Origin of the sequence: Mesorhizobium sp. M1A.F.Ca.IN.022.06.1.1, assembly GCF_003952605.1 — a bacterium.
Lineage (GTDB): Bacteria > Pseudomonadota > Alphaproteobacteria > Rhizobiales > Rhizobiaceae > Mesorhizobium.
The window spans coordinates 867,357-879,727 of sequence record NZ_CP034455.1 but is presented as its reverse complement, the minus strand read 5'-3'; the positions used below and the strand labels follow the sequence as shown (position 1 = coordinate 879,727).

The following is a 12,371-nucleotide window of genomic DNA, read 5'->3' as shown; positions in this document are numbered from 1 at the left end:
ACGGGGTCGAGATTGAAATGGTGGTTCTCGCCAAAGATGAGTTGGATAACAAGGGCCGGTAAGCCATGAGTAGCACCTCGCTCACCGTCCGCCAGGCTCGCTGGGGCCGAGCGAAAACGAACGATCCGACGACGCCGGCCATACTCGAGTTCCAATGGCCGTCGACAGCAGTCTCGAATGCGCCGATTCCTCGGGCGGCGCGCGGCATCGTATGGATGATTTCGAGCCTCGTGATCGTCTTGATCACCGTGGCAGGACTGATACCGGTCGACCAGGTCGTGACGACGAGGGGGCTCGTGGTTTCACAATCGCCCAACATCATCGTGCAGCCGCTGGAGACGGCGATCGTCCGCTCGATCGAAGTGCGCGAGGGACAGCATGTGCAAGCCGGCCAATTGCTTGCACGTCTCGATTCGACCTTCGCCTCGGCAGACCTGCAGGCCTTGGCCATGCAGGTCTCTACGCTTGAGGCCGAAGTGGCACGGTTGAAGGCGGAGGCCGACGGCAAGGAGTTCAACTATGACGGCCTCGACCCCAGCTGGACCCTGCAGGCCTCGATCTTCGAGCGCCGCAAGGCGGTCTACGAGGCTAAGCTGGAGAATTTCGATCGGCAAAGCGATGAACTCACTTCCGTGATCTCGCGCGCGCAATCTGATGCCGCTGGCTACCGGCAGCGGCTCTCCGTCGCGGCATCGATAGAACAGATGCGCAAGCAGCTGGAAGAAAGGCAAGTCGGGAGCCGCCTCAATACCCTGCTGGCCGAGGACAATTCGGCCGAAATGTCGCGCGCGCTCGGCAACGCCGTGCAGACGGCGGAAGCTGCCAGGCGCCAGCAGGCTGCGGTAGCCGCCGACCGCGCCGGCTACATTCAAGGCTGGCGCGCGGAAGTCTCGCAAGGTTTGTCGGAGGCGAGCTCTCGCATGTCCGACGCGCGCGAGCTCTTCAACAAGGCAAAGCTGCGCAAGCAACTGGTCGAGCTGAAAAGCGAAGGCGATGCCATTGTCCAGTCCGTGGCAAAGGTGTCGGTCGGCTCGGTCCTGCAGTCGGGCGAGCGCCTGATCACGCTGGTGCCCGCCAAGGCGCCGCTCGAGATCGAGACAAATGTCGTCGGCCGAAGCAGTGGCTTCGTCCATGTCGGCGATCCTGTCGTCATCAAGTTCGATACCTTCCCCTATTCGCAATACGGCCTCGCTCACGGCACCGTGCGCACGCTCAGTCCGGATTCCTTCTCCGCTCAGGAGCAAGCCCGCGATCCAGACAGTTCGCTGGCAATGCTGCCCTCGAACACAGAACCGTTCTATCGGACGCGCATTTCCATCGATCAGGTCGCGCTGCATGACGTACCCGCCGGGTTTGCCCTCACCCCCGGCATGCCGGTGACCGCCGACGTTCAGGTCGGCCGGCGCACGGTGCTCAAATACATGCTTGGGGTGATGCTCCCGATCGGTCAGGAAGCGATGCGCGAGCCGTAGTCTGCAGCTCAAGAGGAACCGGAGCAGCCAGAGGCTGACATCGATGACAATCCTGGATCGCCTGACTGGTTTGGCTAGCCCATCCGTAGCATTGCGCAGGGCGATCCAGCTTGCTGAAAATGGCAAGCCCACCGAGGCCTTTCCGCTCTTCGCCACGGCTGCGCGTGCGGGCATAGGCCAGGCCGAGTATCGGGTCGCGCGTTGCTATCTCGAAGGTTCCGGCGTGCCGCCCAGCCGGGCAGAGGGGACGCGCTGGCTGCGGCGAGCAGCGGATCACGGGAGCGCTGATGCGCAGGCGCTTCTCGCCGCACTCTACGTGACCGGGATGGCGACAGCCGAGACTGACAAGGGCTCCGAGTCGGAACGCCTGTTCGTGGAGGACACCACGAGCGAGCCAGACTTTGCGTCAGCGCTCGACCTTGCCACGAAGGCGGCCGAGGCGGGCTCCGCCACCGGCCAGGCACTCCTCGGCTACATCCTGACCAGCGGTCCCGAACCAATGCGCGATGCGGATGCTGCCTGTAAGTGGTACGAGCGGTCGGCCGCGGCCGGCTGCGCCGAAGGAAGCCTTGGTTTTGCCCTGGCGCTGGCACGGCGGGGTCTGTCGGCAGACCGGTCCAGGATTGCCGATGAGGTCCGGCGGGCGGCGGACGCTGGCTTGCCGACGGCAATCTATCTTCTCGCGATCCTGACCGAACACGGCCGCGGCGTCGCAGGCGACATTGCGGGTGCGGCGCGATTATACCAGTCAGCTGCGGAGAAAGGGCTTCCTGCGGCCCAATTCCGATTGGGTCTGGCGCTTGTCGACGGGAGCCTCGGAGATCAGGATCCTGTGACCGGAGAGGCCTGGATACGGCGTGCGGCATTGGCGGGCAATTTCGAGGCGGCGAATCTTCTCGGCGATCGTAACGTGAAGAGCCGGCCGCCGGACTTTTCAGAGGCGGCAATTTGGTATCGTCGTGCGGCCGAGGGGGGTCACCAGGCCGCCGCTCGCGCGCTGGCCTCTCTCTACCTGACGGGAAACGGTGTCGCCAGGGACGAGCAAGAGGGGGCGCATTGGCTGCGCACCGCCGCAAGCAGCGGGAACCGGGCAGCGCAAGTCGATCTGGCCAATCTTGTTCTGCAGGGAGTCGGCGAGCCGGACGATATCACGAGCGTAGCGGGGTGGTTCGAGGCGGCCGCATTATCGGGCGACCTTATCGCCGCCTTCAATCTCGGGCTGTGTTTCGCCAAAGGCGTCGGCGTGCACCAGGATGAAACTCGCGCCGCGCAATGGCTGAGGCGCGCGGCTGAAGGCGTGGCTGAGGCTCAGTACATGTATGCGCGCATTCTCAGGGACGGGCGCGGCGTGGCTGCCGACGCGCAACAGGCTCGTGCCTGGTTTGCCCAAGCGGCCGAAGGCGGCATGCTCGATGCGCAAGTGGCACTTGCTGAGATGCTGCTCAATGGCAGCGGAGGCAAACGCTCTCCCGAAGCCGCAATACAGCTGTTCCGACGGGCTGCTGCCGACGGACATGCCGGCGCAATGTTTGCTCTCGGAGCGCTGCAGAGCTCCGGCGAGGGACTGCCGGTCGATCACGTGGCGGCGCAGAAATGGTTTGCGGCGGCGGCCGAGCGTGGGCACGGGCAGGCCCAACTGATGCTCGGCCGATATTTCTCGAAGGGCCTAGCCGGAGAGCACTACCCGGCAGTCGGCCGCCTTTGGCTCGAGCGAGCGGCGGCGCAAGGTCTTGAGGAAGCGGCCGACGAACTTTCCGAATTGGCCGGCTGAGGCGTTCATTGCCAAGGTTGCACCGGCATCGGCCGCGCCCGACTACTGCGCGCCGGGCGTCCACTCAGGCAGCGGCGCAAGGCTGTGGTTGAACTGTTTCCACCACATGGACTTATCTATCTCGCAGCAGGCGACAAGCAGGGCGTGCGCCTTCTCGAAAGCCTGGGTAGCGATTTCATCAAAGGTCATCTGCGCGTCGTACGGGACCGACACCACCAGTTCCTGACCGGTTTGTGTGCCGCCTTCGTCGACCTGAAGATAAAGCCAAACGACGAAATGCGCGCCCTGGCCATTCGCGTCGGCGTTGCCGATCTTGATGCGGTCGATGCCTGCTGCAGTGACTTTCATGCCGAAGTCCTTCATTTTGGGATTCATGGAATTCCAGAAGTTCGCAGCAATCAGAAAGGTTCCGGGACCGCTGTTCCTATGGTGAAGCATTGATAAAGAGGTACCACCTGGCTGCCGGGCGGGGCGCAAGCGGCCACGCGCGCACAAAGCCCTGGTCGCCCGATCGTCGCCGACCCAGCAGCGGTCGTTCGCCGATGCGCGTTGCGATGGCCGCTGACGGCGCGATCTAAGACAATCCAGCGTCTTGCCCTGCTGGCGGCGCCGTCTGATGGCGAGCCAGGAACGCGCCTTGCCAGCGAAGTTTCGCGCGTCGCCCCCGTCGACCCATCAACCGCGCTGCGAAGGCTTGTTAGCGGTCATTGCAACGCACTGGGATGGCGCGCGTTTTATTGATTGGCAGGGCGGTGACCAATGTGAGCGCCGCTTCATAGGCTGACAAGTCGGAGGCGATTAGGTGGCTAAGTTCAAAGAAGCCCTTGAGCGCGGCAAGAAAGCTCCTCGCCATGAAGAGGAGGATGCGAACGCCACGGCGCCGGATTTCGGCACCGAAGCCAGGGCCTGGCTGGACGATGTCGTTGTTGCGTCGTTGGTAGCGGCCAAGGCAGAGGTGTCGGGCGAGATGACCATCGACATAGACACCGTTCCGCGGGGCCGTGACAAAGCGCTGACGCCCTCTGTTCGGTTTCGAATCTACCGAAAGCCGGAAGTGAAAAACACCGCCGGAAGGGTATTCACCGTCAACGTTCACGTCAGTGGGGAGGTGTCGGTTTCGTCACCCGGTATGGTCGCCGAGGATGTTGGAAATATAGGGAACAGGTCCGGCGAGAGGTTTCGCAATTTGGTTGTCAAGCTGATCGAAGACGCCGCTAGGGACATGAGCTAGCCCGACTGTCATGCTTGATTGGTCGACCCGGCCGAGGAGATCCCCACCTCAGCTCGGCCTTCTGGTCGTCAGGCAGAAAATCTTTCACCGTCAAGCGTGATCTCGATAGTGACGCCGGCCGGGTCCCAGTTTCGCTCGACTCGGCCCAACTGGCTCGCGGCGACGCGGACCAGGCGGCTCCCGAAACCTTCTTCTTCGGTTGCGACGGGAGGTGGTCCTCCAACCTCTCGCCATTGAATAAGCACCTTGCCGTCCCGATTGGCGCAAGCGATCTCTATTGAGCCGGCGGCCGCCGAGAGGCTGCCATGTTTGGCGGCGTTGGTGGCGAATTCGTGCAGCAGGAGGGAAAGTGGCGTGATCATTGCCGCGGGCACGGGAATATCGATGCCGGTGATCGCGAAGCGGGGATGCTCATCGGCCGCATGGCGGTATGGCGCGAGGATCGCGTTCACCAATGTATGCAGGCTCGCGGAGACCTGAGCAGAGCGGCCATCCGACGTGAGCATCGTCAGCGCATGCGCCCGCGCCAAGGCACCGAGGCGGTCAGACACGATCGAGGCGAGCGCCGCCGGCGTTTCGGCGGTCGAGGCGCTCAACTTGATGATCGAGCTTGCGATGGCGAAGAGGTTCTTCACCCGGTGGTCCATCTCGCGGAGCAGTATCTCCCGCTGCTCTTGTGAGCGCAGCCGCTCGGAGATGCCGCGGGCGATCTTGGAAGCACCGACAATTGTGCCCGACGCGTCCGCGATGGGGGAAACGGTCAAAGAGATGGGAACGATACTGCCGTCGTTGCGCAGGCGAACGGTCTCGAAATGCTCGACATGCTCTCCATCCCGAATGCGCGCCAGAATCTCCCGGTCCTCGTTCTGGCGATCGGGCGGTATCAGCAACATGAGCGAACGACCGATAATTTCCGCGCGGGGGTAGCCGTAGAGACGCTCGGCGCCACGGTTCCAGTCCGTGACGATGCCGTCCGGATCCGTCGCGATGATCGCGTCATCTGAGGATTCGACAAGCGCGCTTAGCCGCGCTGCAGTGGTTTCCGCCTGGTCCCGTTCGATCGCAAACCCGAGCTGGCGGGCAATGGTCAACGCAAGTTCGCGTTCACGATCGGTGAAGCTATGGGGTGCTGGGTAGTAGACCATGAACTTCCCGATGAGCTCGCGGGAGCTGGCAAGCGGGATAAAGGCCAGCGCCTCGATGCCTTCGCCGAGGACCGTTTCGATGAGTTGCTGAGATTCACCGCTGAACCGAATATCCTCGACAAAGATCGGCCCGGCGTTGCGCTGATCGCTTGTCCACGGCGTGTGGCCGTTGACAGCCTTGCGGTATTCTTCAGACAGTGAGCGCCACGCGACGAAGCTCATGACGCCGTGGTTGTCAAATCTCAGGATCGAGGCGCGCGACGAACCGAGGGCGTCGCATATGGCATCCAGGGCCGCATCGTAGATCTCGACGAGGCCATGGGCGCGGTAAAGTCGGTCGGTGAGGCGAAAGAGGACGGTTTGCTCGCGGGCAATATCGCCGTCGGCTTGCTCACGCTGGCCGCGCCCTGTGGCCGTAACACTCATAGCCCCTTGCTGCATCGAGTCCTTGACCCAATCGCCTAACGCAGCACCGCGTCGATCGCCTCTTCGACCGCCGGGTACGATCCCCGACCACGCTCGACAATATGCGCTTTGCGCGGTTTCGCAATAGGACTTGTCGCCTTGCGGCGCGGCGGCTGGTGTCGCCGACGAGCCGCGAGCGGCGCCCGTCTAGCGGCTTTAGCCAAATGGCAATTCGCCTAAGCCCCGGCGGTCCCAAATCAAGGTGCGCTACCAGGCTGCGCTGCACTCCGACGCTCGCGGCATTTAAAGCTTCCGGGGCCGGCCCAAAACGGAAGCCTCGCGCGCAGACTAGCGCCTCAGCGCCTTTGCTTGGCAATCCTGCCGGCGATCGCCGCGCCCTGGATGCGCGCATTGGCGAAGCAGCCGCGAATGCTCGGCCGCATGCCGGTGAACCAGAGGCCGGGCAGTTTCGGGTCGTTCGCCGGGCCGTTGAACAGCGGCACTCCCTTGGCATCGAGCACGCCGAGCCTGCCCACCATCGCCTCCAGCCCGGTGCGGTAGCCGGTGGCGGCAATGACGATGTCAGGCGCGATCGACTGGCCGCTTTCGAGAACGACGCCGTCGTGCCTGAATTCCTTGACCTGCGGCACGACGATGATGCGGCCGGCCTTGATCGCGTCGACCGCACCGTCATCGGCGGCGATCGCCGTATAGTCCGAGCCGAGGCGGCTGGCGCCGCCCGACGGGGCGGGGGGCAGGCCGTACGTCCCGAGATCGCCGAAGACCAGCCGCTGCGTCGCCGCCATCACCGCATCGGCGAGCCGGGCAGGCAGTCTCGCCATGACGGGCGAGAAACGATGCACGGCGATCTTGCCGATGCGCTTGGGCAGCAGCGACGGCCCGTTGCGCGCCGAGAGCCACATCTGCCCGGTCTCGACCCCGGAAAGATGGTTGAGCGCGTCGAAGCCGGAATTGCCGGCGCCGACCACCAGCACTTTTGTCCCAGCATAGTCGCTCGCCCGGCCGAAATGCGCCGAATGGACGATCTTGCCCGAAAAATCCTTCATGCCTTTCCAGGCCGGGATGAAGGGTTGTCGGTCGCGCCCGGTGGCGATCACCACGTGGCGCGCCGCTCGCGGTCCCGTGCTGGTCTTCAGCAGCCAGTGATCGCCGCGGAAATCGATTTCCTCGACGACGACGCCGAAGGCGATCGGCAGCCGGTGCGTCTGGGCGAAGTCGTTGAACAGGCGGATCACCGCGCTGCGGTGCGGAAAGGCGGGCGTGCCTTGCGGAAATGAAACGCCGGGCAGCGTTGAGAGGTCGCGATGCGTGTTGAGATGCAGGTTCTCATGGCGGTGGTGCCAGGGCTCGGCCAGCCGCCCCTCGCGCTCGAGGATCTCGGTGGCGATCCCAGCCTCGATCAGGGCGTAGGCCGCCGCCAATCCGGCCGCGCCGGCGCCGATCACGATCGCGCCTTCGAGGATCGCCGGCTCGCCGGTCCAATCCGACGAGATTTCCGCTTCCATGCCCATTCTTGTCTTTATCGTCGTCATGGCTCTCACGTGCCACGGCCATGTATCCGACATATGCCGCTGACGAGGCAATGGGAATAGGCCGTGGTTGCAAAGAGCCCGGCATTGTGTCGCGGATAGGGAGATTATCCGTTGGCGGGGTCGGCGTGGCGATGCACAAGCTTGAACGCGCCGTCCTCCAGCCGGAACACTTCCGTCACCCGCAAGGTCATCTCGGCCGGCTGTCCGTTCTTGCCCATGCGCGCCTTCGCATGCTGCAGTCCAGTCCAGAAGGCGAGATCGCCGCTCGCGGAGGCCTGCAGCACCTCGATGTCGGTGCTGCCGCCTTCGTGGAAGCTGGCGGCGTCGCGCTCGTATCGGCCGGCAACGGCATCGGCGCCTTCGAGATGGTCGCCGCGCGGCGAAAAGAAGGTGGCCGGCTCGCTATGCGTCACGATTGCCTTCAGCGATGCAGCGTTGCCGTTGACATAATCCTCGGCGATCTTCTCACGCTGCTTCATGAAGGCGTCGAAGGACGAGCCGCCCGGCCGCACGGTTCTGATCCACGTCTCCAGCGCCTCGATGAAATCTTTCAGGAGGGCGGCCGTGTCGCTGTTCTTAACCGCGCCGCTGTCGTCGAGCAGCTCGGCGACATTTCCGATATAGGCCTCCGGCTGCTGCATCACCGGCATGTCGAGGAAGACGAAGGTCTGCCTGAGCGCCTGGTTGGAACCGAAGGCGCCGATCTTGCCTGGGCTGACGCTGACGACGCCGGCGGGCAGGCCTTTGAAGACGCTCTTGCCAGAGGGGCGTGAGCCGACGTCGAGGGCGTTCTTCAGGCAGCCCGGGATCGAACGGTTGTATTCCGGCGTGACGAACAGCACCGCGTCGCATTCCCCGATGGCGGCGCGGAACGCCGACCAGGCGGCAGGCGGCGTCTCGCCGTCGAGATCCTGATTATACAAAGGCAGCTCGCCGATCTCGATGAAGCGGCAGCGCAACGAATCCGGTGCGCGGGCCGCCAGCGCCTTGGCGATCTTGCGGCTGTAGGATTGGGCCCGCAGACTGCCGACAAGCAGGGCCAGCTGCAGGACGGGATGTTCGGTTGTCATGGTCATGGCGAACTGTCCAGGCTTGTTGAGGGGGATGGCGACGCGAGGCGGACATAACGAAGGCCCCGCAACCTTGGACCTTTGGTCGGAGCGGCTGTGCTGGTCGCCTCTCATTTCGGTTAATGTCCGGGCTGGCGCGAGGTTCCGACCTCCGCTGGCCAAGCCGTGGCTGCGTATGGCCTTGCCGCCGGCGCCGTTGCACAGTATTGACGGGCTGGCGCGTGGCCTAAGGCTCCCATTCGGCCTTTTGGCGCGCGCTAAATGATTGCCCGGTCTTCGGGCGGCAAAGAGGTGGCCATGTCCGCGCGCATTTTCAGCCCAGCCAAAACCGCGATGCAGTCCGGCAAGGCCAAGACCGGCCACTGGGTGCTGGAATTCGATCCAGCCCAGCGCAAGAAGATCGACCCGCTGATGGGTTACACCTCGTCCGGCGATATGCTGAGCCAGGTGCGGCTCACCTTCGATACCAGGGAAGAGGCGGTCGCCTATGCCGAGAAGCAGGGCATTGCCTATCGTGTCGAGGAGCCGAAGGAGCCGAAGCGCCGGCAGATTTCCTATTCGGACAATTTCCGCTATGACCGCAGGACGCCCTGGACGCATTGAGCAATCCGAGCAAAAGTGCTCAGCGGTTTTCCGTCCGGAATTGCGTAACAAAATCGGAGCGGATCATCCTTTTAGATCCATCCGCATAGTCGCATCAGCCGGCTCCGGCCGGCCAGCGGTCCCGTAGCTCAGCTGGATAGAGCACCGGCCTTCTAAGCCGATGGTCGCAGGTTCGAATCCTGCCGGGATCGCCATCAATTTCAACCACTTAGCTGCTATTGCTTTGAAAAGCTCCAACTCGCCAACAAGGCGAGTTCCAACTTTTCATCTTGGTCGTTCTCACGGATGGCAGAGGCGGCGGGCACGTGCTTGATTGCACCCTGCGTGGGAACCAAGATCAAGCGGACCACATGCGTCGCTGGTGCCATAGGTCTACGGGAGTTCGCCAAAGACGATATCGAGCGGCTTTTGCGATTTGCTGGGCAATTGTCGCGTCGCCGTAGAGACTGAAGAATTGACGAACACGCTGCCCGGCGAACAGCTTTTTGCCCCGCGTGTTGTAGTTCCTGATTTTCAGGCGATGCGGACTGACGGTTCGGCCATCTTGGGATAAGGCGATGCCAATGCAGAACTGCTCAGCAGCATCTATCTTGGCGATCTCGTGAACGGCGAGCATCGGAAGATAGGCATCGAGCAAGGCAGGAAGGTTGTCGCGGTGCACGCCAAGGACGCCACTATTCCACATCGGTTCATGGCCGGTCACAACATGGTCGCCGACCCGAACACCTTTGCCCTCCAGCCGCGGGCACCACGCATGCGGCCCCTCGCAAAGACGCATGATTGAATGGCCGGGCCTAATAGCCCCGAAGGCTCGGGACAGGTCTCCGACCGGGTACATATCCGTGTCCATGAAAAGCAATCGGTCAGCGCGCTTCAAAAGCTCGATAAGGCCCCCAGCCTTGATCCCGAAATGATAGCGCCAATCGAAGGATAGCTCCTTCTTCTTCTCGGCGCTCACTAGGATAGTCTCAAGCGGGTATCCGCGGAAGAATGCCGGCTTGTCAGTTGCCACGATAATCCTGGCTTTCGGGCTATGGTGCAAAAGCTTGAGTGCGCTGAGTAGCGCACCGAGGTGATAAAGCTCGTTATCGCCATAGGCGATATAACCAAAGACGTCATTCATTCAGTCAAGTCGTCATTCTGTTAAGTCGAAGGGGCGGTTCGCTCCACTAGCAACACTCGCGGCCCCAATCCACCGCAAACACAACACCAACAGAGGAAAAATGCGGCGATCAAAGTCTTCGGCAATCTAGTCTCAAACTGAAGACCACTCGCCCGACTTTGGGAAATTCCTGAGCTTGTGGATTGGGCCCATCTGCGGCTATGTCGCTATGGTGCTGGAGGCGGGGCTTCAGAATGTCCGTATTGTCCACCTGGTTGAGGAACGCTCGGTCGAAGCTGCCGGAACACGTGACCGTGGGACGCCACACTTATGGCTTGTCACGACGGAAGGTCTTTTTTCCCTCGAAGGAGGCCCCGCTGACGGTCGGGGCTTTCTGCTCGATCGCGGGTGACGTGCTTTTCATGTGCTCCGGCCAGCATTTGACCGATCGCGCCACGACATTTCCGATCCACAGCCGGATGCTGAAGCAATCAGATCCCGTCCGAAATGGCGGCAGACCGAGCGGCGTCACGATTGGCAATGATGTTTGGATTGGTCACGGCGCCATAATATTGCCAGGTGTGACGATCGGCGACGGCGCAGTGGTCGGCACCGGGGCCGTGGTCACCAAGGACGTGGCGCCTTATGCGATCGTTGGGGGCTCTCCGGCCCGACTGATCAGATATCGTTTCTCTGAGGATGTAATTTCGAAGTTGCTGGCAATCCGGTGGTGGGAATGGGACGACGAAAAGATCAAAAAGGAAGCCGGCGCGCTCACCGGTCCCATCGAGGCTTTCACCGGCAGGCATTTTGTGGCAGGCATCGCCTCAGTGTAGTGCGGCTGGGATAAACATTCGGCGGCTCAGCCGGATATTCACGGTCGATCTTGAAAGACCCTTGGTACGAAGCTCGATATTACGGAGGTAGGCTTGCAGCGCCCATGCTACTTCTTGGCCGCGGATAGCAAGTATTTTCCCTATGCATGCCTGGTAGCGCGCCGGATACTGGATGTTTCCGCGCCAATCGATGGCTTCATTCTCCACGTGAAGGCTGATGAGAGCGATATCCAAGTCGCGAGGCGGTTGCTTGGCGACAGAGTAGCGTTGCTCGACGTGTCCGACTTCATGGAACGCGTTGGCTTCCGCTTCGGTACCTACAGCATCGCCGCCTATGTCCGCCTGTTCGCGGACCTGCTACCGCAATTCGACGGTTATGGTCGGATCGCCTACACCGATTGTGATGTCCTGTTCAATCGTGACATCAACGACCTGGCCTGCCAGGAGCTCGACGCGCCGCTGCTGGCGGCGCACGACGACTACATGTACTTCCGGCCGTCGTATCGCAGAACCTTCAGGATGCAGCCGGGCGCGCCATACTTCAATTCCGGCGTGGTGGTCTTCGACATGGATGCGGTGCGCGTGGAAGGCCTCCTGGAACGGACGCGCCGGACCGCGATCCATCGACAAATGAACGACCAGAACGCGCTTAATGTCGCCTTCGAGGGCAAATGGCAGACGATGCACCCGAACTGGAATCTGATGTCGAACGGCGCCCGGGATTATCGGTTTTCTCAGGCCTATGCACGGCATTTCGCGGGCGGCAAGCCTTGGGGCAGCCAGATTGGAGTCGAGCTTGAAGCCCTCAAGATCTGGCGCGATCTGGCAGAGGATACGCCTTGGAATAAGCCCTTCCGGCAGCGGCTGCCGTTCGAGCGCGGGATAACGAAACGCTTCCTCCGCCGCTTCGATGCCGTCGGCGGTCTCTTCGGTAACGACGTGCATCGCCGCCGCGCGCGTTACGACGCGGCGAAAATGCACCAGATCTACGCAAGGCAAGCGGAAGAGGGCGCGATGGCCGTACAATTCCCGGAGGTGCTCGGCGGGTTTGGCTGATCTTCTTTCCAAATCGACCGCATCCTGTGGATATTAGCCGCCCGTTCACCATGCCTCTCGCTTCGCATTGAGCGCCGGCGGCCGGCTCGTTGAAATGATACGGCCTGAACAACAGGCGCCCCGAAAG

At 62.4% G+C, this 12,371-nt stretch carries 11 protein-coding genes and 1 tRNA gene; 7 read left to right on the top strand and 5 right to left on the bottom strand.

Going from position 1 to position 12,371, the window contains the following annotated elements:
* Nucleotides 1-65 precede the first annotated feature (65 nt).
* Nucleotides 66-1,472: an HlyD family type I secretion periplasmic adaptor subunit gene (locus tag EJ078_RS04485; RefSeq protein ID WP_127403582.1), complete on the top strand. Its 1,407-nt coding sequence runs from the start codon at nt 66-68 to the stop codon at nt 1,470-1,472.
* 43 nt (nt 1,473-1,515) lie between these two features.
* The gene (locus tag EJ078_RS04480) at nt 1,516-3,243 is read left to right on the top strand and encodes an SEL1-like repeat protein (protein ID WP_127403581.1); all 1,728 of its coding nucleotides are present in this window, start codon (nt 1,516-1,518) and stop codon (nt 3,241-3,243) included.
* A 42-nt stretch (nt 3,244-3,285) separates the two neighbouring features.
* On the opposite strand, the gene EJ078_RS04475 is transcribed toward EJ078_RS04480, so the two are convergent.
* A complete protein-coding gene (locus EJ078_RS04475) occupies nt 3,286-3,606 on the bottom strand; it encodes a hypothetical protein (RefSeq protein ID WP_127403580.1) in 321 nt (106 codons plus the stop codon).
* A gap of 439 nt (nt 3,607-4,045) precedes the next feature.
* Here EJ078_RS04475 and EJ078_RS04470 point away from each other — a divergent pair, with 439 nt between their 5' ends.
* The gene (locus EJ078_RS04470; RefSeq protein ID WP_127215448.1) at nt 4,046-4,474 is read left to right on the top strand and encodes a hypothetical protein; all 429 of its coding nucleotides are present in this window, start codon (nt 4,046-4,048) and stop codon (nt 4,472-4,474) included.
* A 68-nt stretch (nt 4,475-4,542) separates the two neighbouring features.
* Here EJ078_RS04470 and EJ078_RS04465 read toward each other — a convergent pair whose 3' ends face one another.
* The 3 genes from EJ078_RS04465 to EJ078_RS04455 form a co-directional block, all read right to left on the bottom strand.
* The gene (locus EJ078_RS04465) at nt 4,543-6,045 is read right to left on the bottom strand and encodes a PAS domain S-box protein (RefSeq protein ID WP_164750456.1); all 1,503 of its coding nucleotides are present in this window, start codon (nt 6,043-6,045) and stop codon (nt 4,543-4,545) included.
* A 335-nt stretch (nt 6,046-6,380) separates the two neighbouring features.
* Nucleotides 6,381-7,550, bottom strand: a complete 1,170-nt coding sequence (locus EJ078_RS04460; protein WP_127403583.1) for an NAD(P)/FAD-dependent oxidoreductase — start codon at nt 7,548-7,550, stop codon at nt 6,381-6,383.
* Between the two features lie 131 nt (nt 7,551-7,681).
* Nucleotides 7,682-8,653 (bottom strand): NAD(P)H-dependent oxidoreductase, encoded by a 972-nt coding sequence (locus EJ078_RS04455; RefSeq protein WP_127215450.1) that lies wholly within the window; start codon nt 8,651-8,653, stop codon nt 7,682-7,684.
* Between the two features lie 291 nt (nt 8,654-8,944).
* Between EJ078_RS04455 and EJ078_RS04450 the strand changes: the two genes are divergently transcribed.
* The gene (locus tag EJ078_RS04450; protein ID WP_066999298.1) at nt 8,945-9,250 is read left to right on the top strand and encodes an ETC complex I subunit; all 306 of its coding nucleotides are present in this window, start codon (nt 8,945-8,947) and stop codon (nt 9,248-9,250) included.
* A gap of 117 nt (nt 9,251-9,367) precedes the next feature.
* A tRNA-Arg gene (locus tag EJ078_RS04445) sits at nt 9,368-9,444 on the top strand.
* A gap of 143 nt (nt 9,445-9,587) precedes the next feature.
* Here EJ078_RS04445 and EJ078_RS04440 read toward each other — a convergent pair.
* Nucleotides 9,588-10,373, bottom strand: coding sequence for a hypothetical protein (locus EJ078_RS04440; protein ID WP_067330655.1), 786 nt, complete (start codon nt 10,371-10,373; stop codon nt 9,588-9,590).
* A 233-nt stretch (nt 10,374-10,606) separates the two neighbouring features.
* On the opposite strand from EJ078_RS04440, the gene EJ078_RS30795 reads away from it, so the two are divergent.
* Both EJ078_RS30795 and EJ078_RS04430 read left to right on the top strand, forming a co-directional pair.
* Entirely contained in the window at nt 10,607-11,188 is a 582-nt protein-coding gene (locus EJ078_RS30795) for a CatB-related O-acetyltransferase (protein WP_306462598.1), read from the top strand.
* Between the two features lie 93 nt (nt 11,189-11,281).
* Complete coding sequence (locus tag EJ078_RS04430) at nt 11,282-12,244, top strand: glycosyltransferase (protein ID WP_127403578.1); 963 nt, start codon at nt 11,282-11,284, stop codon at nt 12,242-12,244.
* The last annotated feature ends 127 nt before the right edge of the window (nt 12,245-12,371 follow it).

Excerpts from the sequence above, each read along its gene's own strand:
- EJ078_RS04485 (WP_127403582.1), top strand. The coding sequence starts at position 66 with ATGAGTAGCACCTCGCTCACCGTCCGCCAGGCTCGCTGGGGCCGAGCG.
- EJ078_RS04480 (WP_127403581.1), top strand. The coding sequence starts at position 1,516 with ATGACAATCCTGGATCGCCTGACTGGTTTGGCTAGCCCATCCGTAGCA.
- EJ078_RS04475 (WP_127403580.1), bottom strand. The coding sequence starts at position 3,606 with ATGAAGGACTTCGGCATGAAAGTCACTGCAGCAGGCATCGACCGCATC.
- EJ078_RS04465 (WP_164750456.1), bottom strand. The coding sequence starts at position 6,045 with ATGAGTGTTACGGCCACAGGGCGCGGCCAGCGTGAGCAAGCCGACGGC.
- EJ078_RS04460 (WP_127403583.1), bottom strand. The coding sequence starts at position 7,550 with ATGGAAGCGGAAATCTCGTCGGATTGGACCGGCGAGCCGGCGATCCTC.
- EJ078_RS04455 (WP_127215450.1), bottom strand. The coding sequence starts at position 8,653 with ATGACCATGACAACCGAACATCCCGTCCTGCAGCTGGCCCTGCTTGTC.
- EJ078_RS04450 (WP_066999298.1), top strand. The coding sequence starts at position 8,945 with ATGTCCGCGCGCATTTTCAGCCCAGCCAAAACCGCGATGCAGTCCGGC.
- EJ078_RS04440 (WP_067330655.1), bottom strand. The coding sequence starts at position 10,373 with ATGAATGACGTCTTTGGTTATATCGCCTATGGCGATAACGAGCTTTAT.
- EJ078_RS30795 (WP_306462598.1), top strand. The coding sequence starts at position 10,607 with ATGTCCGTATTGTCCACCTGGTTGAGGAACGCTCGGTCGAAGCTGCCG.